The sequence below is a fragment of the Flavobacterium rhamnosiphilum genome, from assembly GCF_004349195.1.
GTDB classification, from domain to species: Bacteria; Bacteroidota; Bacteroidia; order Flavobacteriales; family Flavobacteriaceae; genus Flavobacterium; species Flavobacterium rhamnosiphilum.
This window is the reverse complement of the sequence record NZ_SMLG01000001.1, coordinates 464,950-483,416: the sequence shown is the minus strand read 5'-3', so window position 1 is coordinate 483,416 and position 18,467 is coordinate 464,950. Positions and strand designations below refer to the sequence as shown.

Genomic DNA, 18,467 nt, shown 5'->3' with positions numbered 1-18,467 from the left:
AAATCTTTTAATTAAGAGTTTACGGTTTTTTATTTTTAGAAATTGTTCGATTGTGTTTTAAGACTATAGAAAACTATTTTTTAATATTCAATTTTCCCCACTTGTCGCATCACGCGAACGATTTTAGCTTTTCGTCTGTTGATATACGAGGAAGAACTGGTCGCCGAATATTTTCTTGGATTGGGCAAAATCGCGGCTATTCCTGCTGCCTGCATCGGCGTGAGACTGGAAGCTCCTTTTCGATACCAATGTTCCGCAGCCGCTTGCGCTCCATACACACCATTCCCCATTTCGATACTGTTCAAATAGACTTCCATGATGCGTTCTTTACCCCAAATGATTTCGATTAAAACCGTAAAATACGCTTCGAGTCCTTTTCTCAAATAACTTCGGCCTTGCCAAAGAAATACATTCTTGGCCGTTTGTTGCGATATGGTGCTTCCTCCTTTTATTCTTCGGCCTCTTTCATTGCTTTTATACGCTTTTTGCATTGCGACAAAATCAAAACCATTGTGTTTCAGAAACGTTCCATCTTCACTGGCGATTACCGCTTTTTGAAGATTCATCGAGATGTTTTCAATTGGTTCCCAGTCGTGACTGAAAAAAACTTCTTTTCCCGCTGTTTTGTTTTCAATCCCCCGAATGACCATTAAAGGCGTAAACGGAACCGGGACAAATTTAAAAAGTACCACAAAAAACAAAGAGAGTCCGAGGAACCATAAAAATACTTTGAATAAAAAACGAGTTAGTTTGCTCATAAAAGAGGTCGGTTCTTTTTTAACGGGTTGTCTTGATTTTCTTGGTGTTATTTTCGTTGCCATTATGCTAAATCTGCTAATTCTGTTCCAATTAAACTTCCTATTGCCACTCCCATTCCGCCCAATCGTACGCCACAATAGACATTATCGGACAGTTGTGAAACGATTGGATTCTTGCTGTTGCCAATACCCATAATCCCGCTCCAACGGTGTGCAATTTGGAAATCCTGATGAGGCAAAATTACTTCTTTTAATAATTGTTCCAATTTTTTTTGGACGATTTCTGTTTGTCCAAATTCTATTGTGTTCTCTGTCTCAAAATCCAGGTTTCTCCCTCCGCCCAGTAATATCCTTTCGCCAATATTCCTGAAATAATAATACCCTCTATCCAAGTGAAAAGTTCCTTTTATATCTAAGTTTTTAATAGGCTCCGTAATTAAAACCTGAGCTCTGGCTGGCTTAACGGCTCCACTTGTCAATGCATTGGCAAAACCGTTCGTCGCAAACAGTATTTTTTGGGTACTAAAACTGAAATCACCAAGCGCTACTTCCACTCCATTTCCTTTGTCGAAATAGGAAGTAACGGTTTGTTGGTTTAGAATTAAAATATTTTTAGAAACTGCTTCTTTCAACAACGCCTGCATCATATTTCCGGTATCAATCTGTGCTTCAAACGGATTGAAAACCAAATATTCCTGTATGCCGCTGAATCCAAAACGGTCTACTTCCTTGGCAAAAACATCCGCTTTAAATAGTGGTCTTAAAATTTCATTGATGAAGGGCAATTTTCCAACACACTCACTGTAACAACTTTCATCGTCTTTTAAAAACAACTCATATCCGCCGTAAGGTTTGAAATCTATCGTGTCGTCACCGAGTCTTTTTCGCAACAACTGCAAGCCTTTCCATCGTTTTTGAACAAGATGAATCACTTCTTCTTCCGAGTGGGATTTTAAATCATCTATGATTTCTGAAAGGCTTCCAAAACAGGCAAAACCGGCATTTTTAGTACTCGCGCCTTGCGGTAACATTCCTTTTTCCAACACTAAAATTTTGCTCTCCGGGAATCTTTCGCGCAAGCGTAATGCAGCATGCAAGCCCACAATACCGCTTCCTACGATGGTATAATCGACATCTGTAAACCAGTTTTTTAATTCCCAATAGCTCAAATCCATGTCCAAATTTTTTCATAAAAATAATAATTTTTTGGATTTATTTTGAATTTATTTCAGAAGCTAATCCCGCTATCCGTTACAATCTTTTATTTTTTTGAAGAAAAAAATAAAAGGATTTCCACTGCTATCGGGGCTAAAAAGCAATCGTGAAAACGGCAAACATCAAAATAAATTGGCTATTTTTATCATTCGAAAAAATCAATAATTAAAATGAAAAAAGTACTGCTTATACCCTTATTAATGATGAGTTTAAATGCTATGGCACAAAATGTAATGACTCCAGAACTGCTTTGGAAATTAGGAAGAGTAACTCCTTTAGGCATTTCCAAAGATGGAAAAAATATAGTCTATAAAGTGACCACTCCTTCTGTTCAAGAAAATAAATCGGACACAAAATTCTACACTTTGCCCGTAAATGGTGGAAATCCAACCGAAGTAAAAGATACCAAAGACCTATTAAAAGACAAAAACAGTTCTCCAGACGGAAAACATATCGTTTACAATGAAGAAGTAAAAATTGAAAAAGTTCACGGAAAAGATTTTTATCCGGAACTGGAAAAATCGGACGTTCAAATCTACGACGGATTGAATTATCGTCATTGGGATACCTGGAACGAAGGCAAATACAACCATGTTTTTTACAAAGAAAACAAAGAAGGCGCAGTGGGAATTGACATTCTGAAAGGAGAAAATTTCGATAGCCCGCAAAAACCTTTTGGTGGTGATGAAGATTATATTTGGTCACCAGACAGCAAAAGCATCCTTTACGTAAGCAAGAAAAAAGCAGGGACCGAATATGCTGTTTCTACCAACACCAATATCTTCGAATACAATCTGGAAACTGGAAAAACCATCAATAGAACCGAAGAAAATCTAGGATATGATACCGCTCCACAATTTTCTCCAACAGGAAATTTGACTTGGTTGCAAATGAAACGAGACGGTTATGAAGCCGATAAAAATGACCTGATTGTTAGTTTCAAAGGAATGAAGATGAACTTAACGGCCAATTGGGATGGAACCGTGGATCATTTTATCTGGAGTACTGACGGGAAAAAAATCTATTTTGTGGCACCAATAGACGGAACTAAACAGTTATTTGAAGTTAATTTTCCGGGTCTGACCAAAATAGCAATTAACGTTCGCCAAATCACTACTGGAGAATTTGACGTCAATGATTTAGTTGGTTTTTCCGGTGATAATATCATTGTTACAAGAACCGACATGAATCATGCGGCGGAAATTTTTTCTTATAATTTAAAGAAAAACACTTGGAAACAAGTATCGAATGTCAATACAGCAACCTATAATTCTTTGGCGCTAAGCAAAACAGAAAGAAGATATGTAACGACAACTGATGGCAAAAAAATGTTAGTTTGGGTGGTTCTTCCGCCTAATTTTGATGCCTCAAAAAAATACCCAACCCTTTTATATTGTCAAGGAGGACCACAATCTCCATTGACACAATTTTATTCTTACCGATGGAATTTACAGCTGATGGCTGCAAATGGATATATTGTTGTTGCACCAAACCGTCGTGGCATGCAAGGTCATGGTGTAGCATGGAATGAGCAAATCAGCAAAGACTGGGGCGGACAAGTAATCCAAGATTACCTTTCAGCGATTGATGATGTGGCGAAGGAAAAATATGTTGATGCGACACGTTTAGGATGTGTTGGCGCCAGTTACGGCGGGTATTCTGTTTTCTATTTAGCCGGAATTCACAACAACCGATTCAAAACGTTTATTGCCCATGACGGTATTTTTAATACACAAAGTATGTTTGGGACTACCGAAGAAGTTTTCTTTACCAACTGGGATTTTGGTGGTGCCTATTGGGAAAAAGACAATGCTGTTGCGCAAAAAGCCTATACGACATTCAACCCAATGACCATGGTGGAAAAATGGAATACACCTATTTTAATTATTCAAGGCGGAAAAGATTTTCGTGTGCCAACAGGACAAGGTCAAGAAGCTTTCCAAGCGGCGCAATTACGTGGAATAAAAAGTAGATTCTTGTACTTTCCGGAAGAAAACCACTGGGTATTAAAACCGCAGAATGCTCAAATTTGGCAAGGTGAATTTTTCAAATGGCTGAAAGAAACCCTGTAAATTAAAACTTAAAGAAATAAAACCTCACTTTTCAGTGGGGTTTTTTGTTTGTATCAAAACATTTTGAATAACTTAACTTTAAACGCTTTTGTAATTTTTATCTTTGAAAAATGGATAGTAAAAAAAGTTATATTCCGATAAAAATTTTCATAAGTTACCTGGTGCTGGCGTTACTTTTTGTAAGCGTGGGCTGGTTTTTATATACTGAAAACAAGAGTTTTTCTAAAACTGAGAAGAGAATTACTGAGGAAAGCAGCACTATTTTGAAAGTGAGCAACTTACTATCCAACATGCATAAAACGGAAAGTTTAGCCCGAATCGCTATTCAATCGGAATCAGAGAACGATTTTAAAAATTACATCAACAAAACTGCGTCCTTAAAATCAGATATTGATTCTTTAAAACTACTGGTTTCTACTCCCTATCAAATCACTTTATTGGATAGTGTTAAATATTTATTGTCCAAAAAAACTAAAAACATCCAGCAACTAAAAACGATAAAAAACAAAACCGAAGATGAAAGTGCTGTAAAAAACGCTATTGCCGATTTGACAAAAATGGAGTCTTCTTTGCGAAAACTTCAATTGGAAGATTTTGTAAAATACCCTTCAGGAATGGGACAATACCAACGAAATGTGCTTAAAAAGTATGTGGCTTATTTGAATCAAAATATTCCCGACGACAGCACCAATACATTAAGCAAAAAAGCTTCGGATTCTATTTTAATGGCTTCTAAAAATTTGCTGAATGACGTAAAGAAAGAAACCGCAAAAAAGAAACTACAGTTAAATCAGGAAGAAAATAAATTGCTGCAAAACGAACTTTCGATATCCGATCAATTAAGAAAAGTACTCAATATTATAGAACGTGAAATTATTATAAACACAACCAAAAGCTATTCAGACCGAGAAAATTCACTAAAAAAAACAAACCAGATTGTTACCACCGCCGCAATAATTGGATTGTTGCTGACCTTGTTTTTTTTGATTATCATTTTAAATGATTACTCCAAAACACAATCCTATAAAAAACAACTGGAGATTGCAAATTCTAAAACAAAAAAACTCTTAACGAGCAGAGAACAACTTATTTCGACAGTAAGCCACGATTTAAAAACGCCTTTAAGCACTATTGTTGGTTACACAGAACTTCTGGGGAATTCTGATTTAAATACCAAACAATTGTATTTTACTAAAAACATCAAAGGTTCCTCCGATTACATTTCACAATTAGTACAGGATTTATTAGATTTCACTCAAATTGAAGCGGGAAAAATCACCGTAGAAAAAATTCCGTTTTCATTATACGACATCATTAACGAAGTCGGAAATAGCATTCAATCCGTTTATACGAAAAAACAAATTCAACTGATTATTGAAGTTGATCCTAATCTAAAACAAAGAATCATTGGAGATCCATTTCGACTAAGACAAATACTGTCTAACATCATTGGGAATGCTTTCAAATTTACGGAGAAAGGATTCATAAAAATTGAAGCCAAAATCCATTCAGAAACGAGTACAATAATTATCCTAATTGAGGATTCCGGCATTGGAATAGAAGAAAAAAATCAACAATTAATTTTTGAGGAATTTACACAAGCCGATGAAAATATTGAGAAAAAATATGGCGGAACTGGTTTAGGACTTACCATCTCTAAAAAAATGACGGCTATTTTAGGTGGCGAATTAAGTTTGAAAAGTGAACTGGGCAAAGGAAGTATTTTTAAAATCCAAATTCCATTACAATTTGACGATGCGATTCAAAAAGAATTAAATAACACTCCATCCGAAGAAGAATTTACTGCAATTATTATTGATGATGATGAGAGTTTATTAAAATTGACATCCGAAGTTTTAAAACAGCATCACTTCAATACAGTTTCATTTAACAATGCGAGCGAAGCGCTCCATTGGATCAAAAACAACAGTTTTGATTTCATAATTACGGATATTCAAATGCCCGTTATGGACGGTTTTTCATTTTTAAAAGAACTCCAAAACACACCGGACTCTAATTATCAAAAACAACCGGTAATAGCGGTGACAGGAAAAAGTGATTTGGATTTAGAAAGTTATAAAAAAGCCGGATTTATAAGCGTTGTCAGAAAACCATATTCGCCCAAAACACTACTTAAAATTATAAAAGCAATCTTGAATAATGACGAAATTCCTATTGGATTGAAAAATAGAATCGATTCTAGAAAAACTGACAAGCTCTATTCTCTAAAAGCATTAAAATCATTTTTACCCAATGAAAAAGAGGCTTTAACTGAAGTTTTAGAATCGTTTATGGCAAGTACCAAAGAAAATTTAGGCAATTTAGAACGGGCGATTTTAGAAGAAAATTTTATTGAGATTAAAAATATTACCCATAAAATGGGACCGATGTTCAAGCAAATTCAATCCAACGAAATCAGTGGTATATTAGACCAATTAGAGTTAGACGATTTTACAATCGCAGCAATTAAAATCCATTCTGAAAATTTAAAAGATAAAATCGATTGTCTTTTTACTCTTTTAGAAAAGGAATCAGACTAATTAATATCGTAGCGGTTTAATTTATTATACAACGTTTTTCTGGTAATTTTCAGCAATTTTGCAGCTTCTGATTTGTTGTTATTGGTTTGATTTAAAGCTTCAAGAATGGTTTCTTTCTCATTTTCAAACAAAGAAAAATCGGTTGTTTTTTTGTCTTCATTTTGAAAAAACTCCATAGGAAGCGCCGTTTTTTCAATAAAATCACCTTGCGATAAAAGCGTTGCTCTTTTGATACAATTTTGAAGTTCCCGAAGATTTCCGGGCCATCTGTAGTTTTGAAAAATAGTCATGACTTCCGAAGAAAATCCGATGACATTTTTATTTAATTCCTGATTTGACTTTTCAAGAAAAAAATCTGAGAAGATCATTAAATCTTCATTCCTCTCGACTAATGACGGGGAATGAATAGAGAATTCGTTGATTCGGTGGTATAAATCTTCCCGGAAATCTCCATTTTTAACCGCTTCACGCAAATCTTCATTTGTGGCGGTAATGATTCTGATATCGACGTCTATTTCTTTATTACTGCCTACGGGTTTTATTTTTCTTTCCTGCAAAGCTCTCAAAAGCTGGATTTGATTTTCATAAGACAGATTCCCTATTTCATCCAGAAAAATAGTTCCTCCATTTGCCGCTTCAAAAAAACCTATTTTATCCTGGATTGCTCCCGTAAAAGATCCTTTAATATGACCAAAAAATTCACTCGCTGCTAATTCTTTTGGAATGGAACCACAGTCAACAGCAATGAAATTAGTGTTTTTTCTGGAACTGTTTTCGTGAATACTTTTGGCAATGACTTCTTTTCCGGTTCCACTTTCGCCGATAATTAAAACCGACATATTTGTCGGGCTGACCAATTGGATGTATTCGGCAAGCTTTTGGGACGCTTTAGAAATCCCTTTAACGAATTCGCCGGTAGGTTTTTTTACACTTTGTTTTCCAATTTTTGGGGCGGTCACTATTTGATTTGTCTCCTTGTCATTTGAAATTTGCAAAGCATTGGTAATAACCAATAAAACTTCCTCTGGATTAAATGGTTTGGAAATATAATCCGTAGCACCATTTTTTATAGCTTTTACAGCTGTACTCACATCAGAATATCCCGTCATTAGAATTATAGGAACATTTGGGTGAGTTAATTTTATTTCTGACATAAGTGCAATCCCATCAGAATCGGGAAGTCTTAAATCCGTGATGACCAAATCGAATTCGTTGCTCTTAATTTTGGATTTTGCTTCTGCAGCTGAAAATGCTGCCATTACATCGTACGATTTCTTTATTAGAAATTTTTCTAATAATTTACAAAAGGCAACATCATCTTCAATCAATAAAATCTTAGCCATTACATTTTAACTTTAAGGCTAAAATAAAGTTATTAAATTTGTATTCTCATAATTTTATGCAAAAAAAAGAGAGACTGTTACAAACAATCTCTCTTTTTAAAAACAAAAACTCACCTAAATTATTTTTTTATCCAGTTCCCATTGGCATCTGCATAAACAGTAGCTTTCTTGTCTCCAACTGTAATCTCTAATTTGTATTCTTTCTTTGCATTTATAAACGCTTTTCCAAGAATTGCACCCGGATGTGCTGTTTCCAGCGCTTTTTTCACAGCATCTGGAACTGTTTCTACTTCAGTATATCCTTCTTGAAATAATGAGGATTGAACTTGAAAATTTTGATTTGGAACTGTAGTCGCAAATGCTGATAAACTCCCTAAAACGATTGCTGCTGATACCATTAACTTTTTCATACTGTTTATTTTAATTAATTATTATAATTTTATTTTTGAATCCATTTTCCAGTTGCATCTGCAAAAAGATTTCCTTTTTTATCCCCAATAGTTACATCTAGTTTGTATTCTTTGGTAGCATTTACATATGCTTTGTCAAGAACAGCACTTGGATAAGCCGTTTTTAATGCCGCTTTTATTGCTTCAGGAACTTCTTCTAATTTTACTTCAGTGTATTCCTCTTGAATTGATACTGTTTTAATGGCACTACTCACGATTGGAGCTGTAGTAGCATAGGTTGACAAACTTCCTAAAACGATTGCTGCGGATAAGATTAACTTTTTCATAGTATTTAAATTTTAAATTATTTATTTGTTATTGTTACTTAAGACAAAGAAATAATTATACCAATCATTTAAAGCAAGGCGTCACATCGTTAATATATTAAAAAACAACGTTTTAAAAATATTTACTGAATTCAAAACACAAGAAAGATGTATACACACTGGGGCGAAGTGTATAATTATTATACAGTTTCGCGTAGCATCAAAATATAATAAACAAAAAAACCTTGCATCGCTGCAAGGTTTTTTACTTAAATAAAGTATTTTTTATTCCGGATCGTTCATTTTGAAGGTATCCATAAATGCGGTAGTGTACTCTCCTGCAATATAACGAGGGTCGTCCATTAATTGTCTATGAAACGGAATGGTAGTTTTTATTCCTTCGATTACAAATTCATCCAAAGCTCTTCTCATTTTACTAATCGCTTCCTCACGAGATTGGGCTGTAGTAATAAGTTTTGCAATCATTGAATCGTAATTTGGTGGAATAGTATACCCTGAATACACATGAGTATCTAAACGAACTCCATGTCCACCCGGCATATGTAATGTTGTAATTTTCCCTGGAGAAGGACGGAAATCATTATAAGGATCTTCTGCATTAATTCTGCATTCGATCGCATGTAATTGTGGCAAGTAGTTTTTACCCGAAATAGGTATTCCAGCGGCAACCATAATTTGCTCACGGATTAAGTCATAATCAATAACTTGCTCCGTAATTGGATGTTCTACTTGAATACGGGTATTCATTTCCATAAAGTAGAAATTACGGTGTTTATCAACCAAAAATTCTACCGTTCCAGCACCTTCATATTTGATGTATTCGGCCGCTTTTACAGCTGCTTCACCCATTTTTGCACGTAACTCATCTGTCATAAATGGAGATGGAGTTTCTTCCGTTAATTTTTGATGACGTCTTTGAACTGAACAATCTCTTTCAGATAGATGACAGGCTTTTCCATAAGAATCACCTACAATTTGAATCTCGATATGACGTGGCTCTTCGATTAATTTCTCCAGATACATTCCGTCATTTCCAAAGGCTGCCGCAGATTCCTGACGTGCATCTTCCCAAGCTTTCAACAATTCATCTTCTTTCCAAACAGCTCTCATTCCTTTTCCACCACCACCAGCAGTTGCTTTAAGCATTACTGGATAACCGAAATCTCTTGATAATTGTAAGGCTTGCTCATACGATTCTAAAATTCCTACTGAACCTGGAACACAAGGAACACCCGCTTCAATCATAGTCGATTTTGCGGAAGCTTTATCCCCCATTCTATCAATCATCTCTGGAGAAGCTCCAATGAATTTGATACCATGTTCTTGACAGATTTTAGAAAATTTAGAATTTTCAGAAAGGAATCCGTATCCCGGATGTATTGCATCTGCATTTGTAATTTCGGCAGCGGCAATAATATTTGACATTTTTAAATAGGACAAGTTGCTTGGAGGTGGCCCAATACAAACCGCTTCGTCAGCAAACTTTACATGTAGACTTTCGGCATCTGCAGTAGAATAAACAGCTACTGTTTTTATACCCATTTCCTTGCATGTTCTAATTACGCGTAACGCAATTTCCCCTCTATTGGCAATCAATATTTTTTTAAACATCTTATTTTATATTTTAAATTCAAAATTCCAATAGTCAAATCCAAATTGGAATTTATAATATGACTATTGGAATTTCGAAAATATTATGATGGATCTACTAAGAATAATGGTTGGTCAAACTCTACTGGCGACATATCGTCAACTAATATTTTTACAATTTTACCAGAAACTTCAGATTCAATTTCATTAAATAATTTCATGGCTTCAATTACACAAAGTACATCACCTTTAGAAATTGTTTTACCTACTTCAACAAACATTGGTTTGTCTGGAGATGGTTTTCTATAAAAAGTTCCGATGATTGGAGATTTTATGGTGATATAGTGCGCATTTTCTACTACTGGAACTTCTGGAGCCGCTGCAACCGGAGCAATTTGTTGCGGAGCTACTGCTTGTTGAAGTGTAGCTTGAGCTGGCATTTGTTGAACATACGTGGTTTCAGTTACATTTCCTTCTAAAGTTGTTCTGATGGTAATTTTCACATCATCCATCTCTAATTTAACTTCTGCAACTCCTGAATTTGCTACAAACTTGATTAGATTTTGAATTTCTTTTAAATCCATAATTATTTGTTTTTAGTTTAAATTTATTTTTTATCGTATGCCCATTTTAGGTAAATAGATCCCCAAGTGAATCCACCTCCAAAAGCAGCCAAAATTATTGTATCTCCTTTTTTGAATAAATGTTCAAAATCATTAAGGACTAATGGTAAAGTCGCAGAAGTTGTGTTTCCGTATTTTTCAATATTCATCAGCACTTTAGAATCTTCTAAATTCATTCTATTTGCTGTTGCATCTATAATACGTTTGTTGGCTTGATGCGGAACTAACCAATCTACATCTTCATTTGTCAAATTATTTCTTTTCAGAATTAATTCACTTGAATCAGCCATGTTGGTTACAGCATATTTAAATACCGTTTTTCCGTCTTGAATAATATTGTGTTTATTGTCTCTTACTGTTTCGTAAGAGGCAGGAAGAAGGGAACCACCAGCGTCAATTTTCAAAAAATCACGACCGATTCCGTCACTGCGCAAGTATTCGTCTTGCAATCCTAATCCTTCATAATTAGGTTCAAACAATACTGCTCCAGCTCCATCTCCAAAAATGATACAAGTTGATCTATCCGTATAATCTACGATAGAAGACATTTTATCAGCACCAATTAACAGTACTTTCTTATATCTTCCAGATTCTATGTAAGCTGCTGCCGTTGACATCCCAAATAAGAAACTGGAACATGCTGCTTGCAAATCATATGCAAAAGCATTTAAGGCTCCTATTTCGGTTGCTACATATACACCTGTTGAAGCAACTGGCATATCCGGCGTTGCAGTTGCCATTATCAACAAGTCTATTTCTAGAGGGTCGATATTGGCTTTAGCTAATAAATCTTGTGCAGCTTTTATGGCTAAAAAAGAAGTTCCTTTACCCTCTTCTTTGAGGATTCTTCTTTCTTTTATTCCTGTACGAGAGGTTATCCACTCGTCATTGGTGTCGACCATGGCCTCAAGAGCTTTGTTAGTTAAAACAAAGTCTGGAACATAGGCTCCAACAGCGGTTATTGCGGCTGTAATTGTATTCATTGTATGCGATTATTTTTTGTCAAATGTTGCCATTTGAAAAATTTTTAAAAGACTTGAAAATTACAAAAAAAATTCCATTCTCATTGATTTGGAACTTCTTATTTAATGAAAATTATAAACAACAAAAAAACTCCCACGATGTGAGAGTTCGAATATCATTTACAAAAATGTATTAAGCAACAGCTACAGATTTATCTATAACAACTTGCCCTCTGTAATACATTTTACCTTCATGCCAGTAAGCTCTATGGTATAAATGCGCTTCTCCTGTAATAGGACAAGTAGCAATCTGTGCTACAGTAGCTTTGTAATGTGTTCTTCTTTTATCTCTTCTTGTTTTGGAGATTTTTCTCTTAGGATGCGCCATTTTACTATATTATTTATCCGTTAATAGTTGCTTTAATTTGTCCCAACGCGGGTCAATATTTTCTTCTTGTTTATTCTCTTTTTTTTCTTCTTTTACTATCAGTTCATTAAGCTTAGTCAAAACTTCCGTTTTTAAACTTCCATCTTTCACACCTGGATGAACTCGTCTTAGAGGCACTGACAACACTATCATTTCATAGATATATTGTGCAATATCAATTTCAAACTCTCCATGAGGTAAAATCAACAATTCTTCATTGTCATTATTAAAATTCTCGCCAAAACGAACAATTAATTTCATTTTGCCTTTTACTGGCAAGTCAAAATCTTCGCTTGTCAAATCACAAGGTACATTTACTATCCCTTTATGCTTAAAACTTAACTCTAACAGCGTACTTTTTTTCTCTAAAACTACATTTACTTTGATATTTGAATCTTGATATTCATTATAATCAAAGATTTCAAAGAACGAATTATTTATTTGATACTCAAAATGATGTTTTCCTAGCTTTAATCCTATAAAAGGTATTAAAAATTCTTTTGTCTTCTTCATTTCAACAACAATTTGACCCCTAAACTTCGGGAGTGCAAAGATATAAAATTATTGCAAATCTAATAATGTTATTCACTTTTTTTTGTTTACAACTGTTTTTCTTTTGTTTTCAATGGTTTTACACTGATTTCGGCATATTGATTTCTTGAATGATAAATATCAATTGCAAGATAGACAGCCTCTTTGAAGGAATTAAAATCAGCCACCCCTTTTCCTGCTATATCGTAAGCCGTACCATGATCTGGCGACGTTCTTATTTTATTCAAACCTGCGGTATAATTCACTCCATTACCAAAAGACAATGTCTTGAAAGGAATCAACCCCTGATCGTGATACGCCGCTATAATAGCATCATACTTCTCATATTGATTACTTCCAAAAAAACCATCAGCAGCAAAAGGACCAAAAACCAAAGTGCCTTTATCAAATATCTTTTTCAATGTTGGCTTTATAACCAAATCATCTTCGGTACCAATAACACCTCCATCACCACAATGGGGATTTAACCCCAAAACAGCTATTTTAGGCTTATTAATACTAAAATCTTGTATCAATGATTGCTTAACCGTTTCAATTTTTCTTTTAATCAATTCCTCCGTAAGATGAGAAGCCACTTCACTTAACGGAATATGATCCGTCAAGAGCCCTACTCTTAAATTATCCTGAACCATCAGCATAAGTGCATTTCCCTCAAGTTCTTGATTTAAATAATCCGTATGTCCCGGAAATTTAAAATCCTCCGATTGAACATTATACTTATTTATAGGCGCAGTAACCAATACATCTACAAGACCATCTTTCAAAGCTTTAGTAGCCGCAACAAATGATTTTATAGCATATTCACCTGCCTTAGGATCATTTACTCCAAGATTCAAATCAACTCCTTCTCTCCAAACATTTAAAACATTAATCTTTCCCGGTATAATTTGATCCAGTTTATCAATTCCGTGCAACAAAGAAGCAGATTGAAAACTTTTCTTTACAAAAGACAACAACTTAACATTAGCAAAGATAACAGGAGTACACAACTCCAACATACGAGAATCCTCGAATGTTTTTAAAACAACTTCGCTTCCAATACCGTTTAAATCTCCTATAGAAATCCCGACGATTATATTTTCTGCTTTTTTCATCATGACCTAACGTTATTTATTGCTAATTTTGAAGTGCAAATTTAGTAAAATAAAACAAGAAATGTTTACAGGAATCATAGAAACCCTTGGCACCATCCAAGAAATAAAAAAAGAGAACAGCAATGTCCACATAACGATGAATTCATCGATTACCGGTGAACTACAAATTGACCAAAGTGTTGCTCATAACGGAATTTGCCTTACTGTTGTTGCAATCAATGATACTTTTTATACTGTAACCGCGATAGACGAAACGATAAAAAAAACAAATTTAACCGATTGGAAAGTTGGAGACAGCGTTAACTTAGAAAGAGCAATGAAACTTGGAGACAGACTTGACGGACACATCGTACAAGGACACGTAGACCAAACCGGAACCTGCATCACTGCCGAACAAACCGACGGAAGCTGGTTTTATACCTTTGAATATGATGAAAAACTAAACAATTTAACCATAGAAAAAGGCTCCATTACCGTAAATGGCGTAAGTTTGACCGTGGTAAATTCTAAAAAAAATGAATTTAGCGTAGCCATAATCCCTTATACACATGAGCACACTAATTTCAAAACCATTGAAGTTGGCACAAAAATAAATCTTGAATTTGATGTAATTGGCAAATACGTTTCCCGATTATACGCTAACAAATAATCCTCTTAATTATATAAAAACAAAAACCACTATTTAAATAGTGGTTTTTGTTTTTATATAATGACGGTAAATGATATAAATTCCAAATAGCAATGCAATTACCAATAATACAAAAATATTTTCATCAATAGGCAGTCCAGGCGGCGGCGGCGGCTTCTTCCTTCCAAAAGGATTTGGAACTGGAGGCCCCGCAAAAACATTCATAATCCCAAAAAGGAAAATGATCAAAAAATAAAATTTGTTTGGTTGAAATTTCATAATTTTAAAAAATAAAACAATTCTTTAAAAAAAAACGACACAAACCACCGGACTCAAAACTAACCTTTTACTAAATAAAAAGTAAACCCATAACATATAAGCAACAACAAAAACTATTCTCGACTAACTTAAGTTTTCACCGACAAACCGAATCAGTTTTTAAGGTTTCGAGAAATATTCCAAAAGGCATTTCCCTTTTAAAATTAGAAACAAATACAAGATTCACACACCTCCTATATTAGCCTAATATCACAAGAAATCATTGTTGACTATTTCGAATTAACTTCCTATAAAAAAGACTTAAAAAAACTCGTTAGATGTGTTTTTGCAGTAAAAAACATCGACACAGGTCTTAGTAAATATACTGAATTTCAACCTCTTCACCAAAGCCTACATCAAATATAGTAAAATTATTATAGAATTTTGAAAGTTATAAGTTCCTAGAATTATGAATTAGAATACCAGTCAGGTGCCGACAGAAAATAAAAATATCTAATTATACGCTTCTTGTCGATAGAGGGCATTTATCAAAACCCATTCAATTAGATTTGCTTCAAACTGCAAATATCAAATTAGAAACGCCAAAAAGAGCCCATAAAAAAAGCCTTTGCATTTCTGCAAAGGCTTGATTTCACTAGTGGTCCCACCTGAACCACCTTTATTTATTAAGTGGGATTAATTGATTTTCATTTGTTATATTTGGTTATCAAAGGGTTTGTTGTACTGGGATTTATGATTTTTAATGAACTTTAATTTCAAAAAACTCCCCTTTTTACTCCCCCTATTTAATCAACTTTAATGAATTTTAATATGAATTATCTGTTTGAACTAAGAAAAGACAAAATCAATAAAAATGGTTTGATACCTATTAGGATTGTTATCACTTCGGGTAAAATTAAAATTCGAAAAAACTTATCTAATGTGAAAACATTATTAGAGGATTGGGATGAAAAAAGTGAAGTTGTTAGGAACAATAAAAAAAATCCATTTTACGAAATTTACCAACAATCAAATATAGATGTTCAGCAGACGAAAGAAAAACTTGAAAACATTAAAAATTTCTTCAAGTTTAACAATATCCCTTTTGCCGAAGATATTTTTTTAGAAAAATTTGACAAAGAAGAAGTGTCTGTTGCAATAGATTTTTTCGAGGCTTTTACTGAATTTGTTAATGTGTCTAAACATACTAAGGCTCTTGGAACCATTACGAAATATACTACTGTTAAAAACTTTTTAAGTCAATTCACTGAATTTACTAGATACCCTATAAGATTTGATACAATAAATCAACGATTTGAAGAAAAGTTTATGGACTATGCTTATGAAGAGCGAAAGACTTTAAATAACTATTATGGAAAATTAATCAGCATCATTAAAACCTTTATGAATTGGTCTTTTGACCGTGGATACCATAATAATATTGAGTTCAAAAAGCTAAAACGAATAGAGAATGAAATAGAGGTTATTTTTCTAGAAAAAGAAGAATTATTTAAATTGTATAAACATGATTTTGAAAATGAAAGATTAAATAAATCGAGAGATTTTTTTTGTTTTGGGTGTTTTACAGGTCTAAGACACTCAGACATTAATAATATGGATAAAGCAAACATCTATGATGACTTTATTCAATTAACCCTAATAAAAACTAAGACGATTAATCATCGGGTGGAATTAAATATTTTTTCAAAAGCAATCCTAGAAAAATATAAAGGAACTATCTATGAACCATTACCCAAAATAAGCTCACAAAAGCTAAATAAGAATATACAGGACTGTTGTAAGATTATCAAATTAGATTCTGACATAACATTAACTAGACATATTGGAAGTAAGAGAATTACCAAAACTCATAAAAAACACGAATTAATTACTAGTCATGTTGCAAGAAAAACTTTTGTTACAAATTCTCTTATTTTCGGAATGAATGAGAGGATTCTCAGGGAGATGACCCATCATACAGATGAAAAATCTTTCAAAAGATACGTGGATATATCAAATTTTCAGAAAAATAAAGAAATGAAAAGTACTTGGAATATAAATTTTGAAACAGAATAAATATGGAGATTTTAAATTTTCTTAAACAAATGGGTAAAAGTGGACTCCTTGAAGCAAAAATAAAAACAAATATTTTAATTGTTAAGTCTGCATATGATCAGATAGTTGATAATTTAAAATCTATTTCAGAATCTAACGATAATTCAGACTATTACTGGATTATAACAGAAATGAAAAACCATTTAAATTATAAAGAAGTAGAATTATTAGTTGATTTAACCAATGATTTACCCAACACGAACATTTTTTTATCTGTATTAGAAAAGGAAAAATTCTTTTGGGAAAGAAAGATTGAGTCTGGCTATTCTAAGGATATAGAGTGCGCAAAAATTTCTTTATGCACAAGTGACTTCTTGGCTTTCGTTATTGGAAAAAAATATGATCTACATCTATTAATAAATAAAAATAGTTTTTGGAGCAAAGTCTACTCTAATATAGCCTTAGATATTAATGTTTTCATACTACAAAGTAATTTACTGTGTAATTTAGAAGGGATTCAAAAAGCTCATGTTCCTGTAAATTATGCACTTTCAATGTTCTTACTACATAAAAAAAAAGAAGCATTAGCAAAATTTAAAAGAATTCTGAGTAACGATAGAGAACATAGACTAGAAGGAATGCATCAAGCAGAATATTTTTTAACAGTAGAGAATTTTTTCAGTAGACTAAAATTGAATTTCATCCCTCAAATTAATTACTTAAATCAGTTAAAACCAATCAATTTCGAAAACGAAAACAATCAATACATCACAAAAGACGAAATAAAAATCTTAATAGATAAAGAGGACTATTTTAATAAAAGAAATTTTGTTATTGATAAAAAATATTTATTACGGTCAGTAAATATTTGTGACGAAAAGAAACTTAAAGAATTGTATTTTACATTTTTTAATTTTTTTGACAACAAAATCTCAAAAAATCAAATTGAAGTTTTATATTCTTGTTTTACAGAAATTAATCCAAAATACGAAGAATATCAAATTAAAATTATTAGAATTAAACTAATCGAATTAATTAATGAAAAAGAAATAGCAAAAGATTTAATATATTTCAGCTATTACCTTGTTACTAATGTTTTGGACAGTTCTTATGAGAAAATTAAATTTCTTACGAGTACTTTTTTTAATACAAAAGGGCTATCCGCCAGCACTATTTCTGATGTTTTTTCTGATAGATTCGGGAAAGACAAGTCATATAGTTCAGAATTGCCTCGAAGTTTGGTTGATAAAATAAATGACATTTAATGCTTTTGCATACTAGCTATCAGCTACTTGTATGCGTTTGTAAAAATGTTTTCAAAATACATTTTATGTTTGCCAATGAAAATCAATTAAAATCATTGAAAATATGGCAACTACAATTAAACCTTCCGAAGAAGTAAAATTAAACTCGTTTCCTCCTATTGAAGACAGATTAAATCAAGCTCAAGTAGCTGAATTATTCGGGACAACTGTTCAGACAATTATTACATGGAAGAAAAAAGGAAAAATCCCATTTTTTCAATTGGGGAGATTCCCAATATTTAGTAGAAAGCAACTTACTATGGTAGCTTCTAAAAATCAACATTTAATAAGATCTTAAAAACAAAAAAAG

18 protein-coding genes and 1 pseudogene are annotated in these 18,467 nt (G+C 33.2%); 7 read left to right on the top strand and 12 right to left on the bottom strand.

Features of this window, described 5'->3' with window-relative positions:
- Nucleotides 1-80 precede the first annotated feature (80 nt).
- Together mtgA and E0I26_RS02060 are read right to left on the bottom strand one after the other, a co-directional pair.
- Complete coding sequence (mtgA, locus tag E0I26_RS02065; protein ID WP_131914836.1) at nucleotides 81-821, bottom strand: monofunctional biosynthetic peptidoglycan transglycosylase; 741 nt, start codon at nucleotides 819-821, stop codon at nucleotides 81-83.
- Nucleotides 821-1,933: an NAD(P)/FAD-dependent oxidoreductase gene (locus E0I26_RS02060; protein ID WP_131914835.1), complete on the bottom strand. Its 1,113-nt coding sequence runs from the start codon at nucleotides 1,931-1,933 to the stop codon at nucleotides 821-823. The genes mtgA and E0I26_RS02060 overlap by 1 nt, the downstream gene beginning before the upstream one ends.
- A 210-nt stretch (nucleotides 1,934-2,143) precedes the next feature.
- Between E0I26_RS02060 and E0I26_RS02055 the strand changes: the two genes are divergently transcribed.
- Nucleotides 2,144-4,045: a S9 family peptidase gene (locus E0I26_RS02055; protein WP_131914834.1), complete on the top strand. Its 1,902-nt coding sequence runs from the start codon at nucleotides 2,144-2,146 to the stop codon at nucleotides 4,043-4,045.
- Between the two features lie 110 nt (nucleotides 4,046-4,155).
- Nucleotides 4,156-6,585: an ATP-binding response regulator gene (locus tag E0I26_RS02050; protein WP_131914833.1), complete on the top strand. Its 2,430-nt coding sequence runs from the start codon at nucleotides 4,156-4,158 to the stop codon at nucleotides 6,583-6,585.
- Here the strand turns inward: E0I26_RS02050 and E0I26_RS02045 are convergent.
- The 9 genes from E0I26_RS02045 to pdxA all read right to left on the bottom strand — a co-directional run bounded on the left by E0I26_RS02045 (nucleotide 6,582) and on the right by pdxA (nucleotide 13,915).
- Nucleotides 6,582-7,928 (bottom strand): sigma-54-dependent transcriptional regulator, encoded by a 1,347-nt coding sequence (locus E0I26_RS02045; protein ID WP_131914832.1) that lies wholly within the window; start codon nucleotides 7,926-7,928, stop codon nucleotides 6,582-6,584. The genes E0I26_RS02050 and E0I26_RS02045 overlap by 4 nt on opposite strands.
- Before the next feature lie 119 nt (nucleotides 7,929-8,047).
- The gene (locus E0I26_RS02040; protein WP_131914831.1) at nucleotides 8,048-8,338 is read right to left on the bottom strand and encodes a hypothetical protein; all 291 of its coding nucleotides are present in this window, start codon (nucleotides 8,336-8,338) and stop codon (nucleotides 8,048-8,050) included.
- Between the two features lie 29 nt (nucleotides 8,339-8,367).
- Nucleotides 8,368-8,664 carry a hypothetical protein gene (locus tag E0I26_RS02035; protein WP_131914830.1) on the bottom strand — a complete coding sequence of 99 codons (297 nt, stop codon included), beginning with the start codon at nucleotides 8,662-8,664 and terminating at the stop codon, nucleotides 8,368-8,370.
- A 264-nt stretch (nucleotides 8,665-8,928) separates the two neighbouring features.
- On the bottom strand, nucleotides 8,929-10,275 hold the full coding sequence (gene accC / locus E0I26_RS02030) for an acetyl-CoA carboxylase biotin carboxylase subunit (RefSeq protein WP_131914829.1): 1,347 nt from the start codon (nucleotides 10,273-10,275) through the stop codon (nucleotides 8,929-8,931).
- Between the two features lie 83 nt (nucleotides 10,276-10,358).
- On the bottom strand, nucleotides 10,359-10,838 hold the full coding sequence (gene accB, locus E0I26_RS02025) for an acetyl-CoA carboxylase biotin carboxyl carrier protein (RefSeq protein ID WP_131914828.1): 480 nt from the start codon (nucleotides 10,836-10,838) through the stop codon (nucleotides 10,359-10,361).
- A 23-nt stretch (nucleotides 10,839-10,861) separates the two neighbouring features.
- On the bottom strand, nucleotides 10,862-11,860 hold the full coding sequence (locus E0I26_RS02020) for a beta-ketoacyl-ACP synthase III (protein WP_131914827.1): 999 nt from the start codon (nucleotides 11,858-11,860) through the stop codon (nucleotides 10,862-10,864).
- Between the two features lie 172 nt (nucleotides 11,861-12,032).
- Nucleotides 12,033-12,227, bottom strand: a complete 195-nt coding sequence (rpmF, locus tag E0I26_RS02015) for a 50S ribosomal protein L32 (RefSeq protein ID WP_007137315.1) — start codon at nucleotides 12,225-12,227, stop codon at nucleotides 12,033-12,035.
- Between the two features lie 9 nt (nucleotides 12,228-12,236).
- A complete protein-coding gene (locus tag E0I26_RS02010) occupies nucleotides 12,237-12,779 on the bottom strand; it encodes a YceD family protein (protein ID WP_131914826.1) in 543 nt (180 codons plus the stop codon).
- Nucleotides 12,780-12,865: 86 nt separating this feature from the next.
- Nucleotides 12,866-13,915 carry a 4-hydroxythreonine-4-phosphate dehydrogenase PdxA gene (pdxA, locus tag E0I26_RS02005; RefSeq protein WP_131914825.1) on the bottom strand — a complete coding sequence of 350 codons (1,050 nt, stop codon included), beginning with the start codon at nucleotides 13,913-13,915 and terminating at the stop codon, nucleotides 12,866-12,868.
- Between the two features lie 58 nt (nucleotides 13,916-13,973).
- Here pdxA and E0I26_RS02000 point away from each other — a divergent pair, with 58 nt between their 5' ends.
- Nucleotides 13,974-14,561: a riboflavin synthase gene (locus E0I26_RS02000; protein WP_131914824.1), complete on the top strand. Its 588-nt coding sequence runs from the start codon at nucleotides 13,974-13,976 to the stop codon at nucleotides 14,559-14,561.
- A 33-nt stretch (nucleotides 14,562-14,594) separates the two neighbouring features.
- Here the strand turns inward: E0I26_RS02000 and E0I26_RS01995 are convergent, their stop codons facing one another.
- The gene (locus tag E0I26_RS01995; RefSeq protein ID WP_131914823.1) at nucleotides 14,595-14,819 is read right to left on the bottom strand and encodes a hypothetical protein; all 225 of its coding nucleotides are present in this window, start codon (nucleotides 14,817-14,819) and stop codon (nucleotides 14,595-14,597) included.
- 497 nt (nucleotides 14,820-15,316) lie between these two features.
- On the opposite strand from E0I26_RS01995, the pseudogene E0I26_RS16575 reads away from it, so the two are divergent.
- The 4 genes and pseudogenes from E0I26_RS16575 to E0I26_RS01980 all read left to right on the top strand — a co-directional run.
- Nucleotides 15,317-15,418 (top strand): annotated as a pseudogene (locus tag E0I26_RS16575) (IS982 family transposase); the annotation flags it as partial.
- Between the two features lie 211 nt (nucleotides 15,419-15,629).
- Nucleotides 15,630-16,874 (top strand): tyrosine-type recombinase/integrase, encoded by a 1,245-nt coding sequence (locus E0I26_RS01990; protein ID WP_131915141.1) that lies wholly within the window; start codon nucleotides 15,630-15,632, stop codon nucleotides 16,872-16,874.
- A gap of 2 nt (nucleotides 16,875-16,876) precedes the next feature.
- Nucleotides 16,877-18,118, top strand: a complete 1,242-nt coding sequence (locus tag E0I26_RS01985) for a hypothetical protein (protein ID WP_131914822.1) — start codon at nucleotides 16,877-16,879, stop codon at nucleotides 18,116-18,118.
- A 103-nt stretch (nucleotides 18,119-18,221) separates the two neighbouring features.
- Nucleotides 18,222-18,455: a helix-turn-helix domain-containing protein gene (locus E0I26_RS01980; protein ID WP_131914821.1), complete on the top strand. Its 234-nt coding sequence runs from the start codon at nucleotides 18,222-18,224 to the stop codon at nucleotides 18,453-18,455.
- Nucleotides 18,456-18,467: the final 12 nt, after the last annotated feature.

Bases quoted from the DNA above. Each gene is read 5' to 3' on its own strand.
- mtgA (WP_131914836.1), bottom strand. From the start codon at position 821: ATGGCAACGAAAATAACACCAAGAAAATCAAGACAACCCGTTAAAAAA.
- E0I26_RS02060 (WP_131914835.1), bottom strand. From the start codon at position 1,933: ATGGATTTGAGCTATTGGGAATTAAAAAACTGGTTTACAGATGTCGAT.
- E0I26_RS02055 (WP_131914834.1), top strand. From the start codon at position 2,144: ATGAAAAAAGTACTGCTTATACCCTTATTAATGATGAGTTTAAATGCT.
- E0I26_RS02050 (WP_131914833.1), top strand. From the start codon at position 4,156: ATGGATAGTAAAAAAAGTTATATTCCGATAAAAATTTTCATAAGTTAC.
- E0I26_RS02045 (WP_131914832.1), bottom strand. From the start codon at position 7,928: ATGGCTAAGATTTTATTGATTGAAGATGATGTTGCCTTTTGTAAATTA.
- E0I26_RS02040 (WP_131914831.1), bottom strand. From the start codon at position 8,338: ATGAAAAAGTTAATGGTATCAGCAGCAATCGTTTTAGGGAGTTTATCA.
- E0I26_RS02035 (WP_131914830.1), bottom strand. From the start codon at position 8,664: ATGAAAAAGTTAATCTTATCCGCAGCAATCGTTTTAGGAAGTTTGTCA.
- accC (WP_131914829.1), bottom strand. From the start codon at position 10,275: ATGTTTAAAAAAATATTGATTGCCAATAGAGGGGAAATTGCGTTACGC.
- accB (WP_131914828.1), bottom strand. From the start codon at position 10,838: ATGGATTTAAAAGAAATTCAAAATCTAATCAAGTTTGTAGCAAATTCA.
- E0I26_RS02020 (WP_131914827.1), bottom strand. From the start codon at position 11,860: ATGAATACAATTACAGCCGCAATAACCGCTGTTGGAGCCTATGTTCCA.
- rpmF (WP_007137315.1), bottom strand. From the start codon at position 12,227: ATGGCGCATCCTAAGAGAAAAATCTCCAAAACAAGAAGAGATAAAAGA.
- E0I26_RS02010 (WP_131914826.1), bottom strand. From the start codon at position 12,779: ATGAAGAAGACAAAAGAATTTTTAATACCTTTTATAGGATTAAAGCTA.
- pdxA (WP_131914825.1), bottom strand. From the start codon at position 13,915: ATGATGAAAAAAGCAGAAAATATAATCGTCGGGATTTCTATAGGAGAT.
- E0I26_RS02000 (WP_131914824.1), top strand. From the start codon at position 13,974: ATGTTTACAGGAATCATAGAAACCCTTGGCACCATCCAAGAAATAAAA.
- E0I26_RS01995 (WP_131914823.1), bottom strand. From the start codon at position 14,819: ATGAAATTTCAACCAAACAAATTTTATTTTTTGATCATTTTCCTTTTT.
- E0I26_RS01990 (WP_131915141.1), top strand. From the start codon at position 15,630: ATGAATTATCTGTTTGAACTAAGAAAAGACAAAATCAATAAAAATGGT.
- E0I26_RS01985 (WP_131914822.1), top strand. From the start codon at position 16,877: ATGGAGATTTTAAATTTTCTTAAACAAATGGGTAAAAGTGGACTCCTT.
- E0I26_RS01980 (WP_131914821.1), top strand. From the start codon at position 18,222: ATGGCAACTACAATTAAACCTTCCGAAGAAGTAAAATTAAACTCGTTT.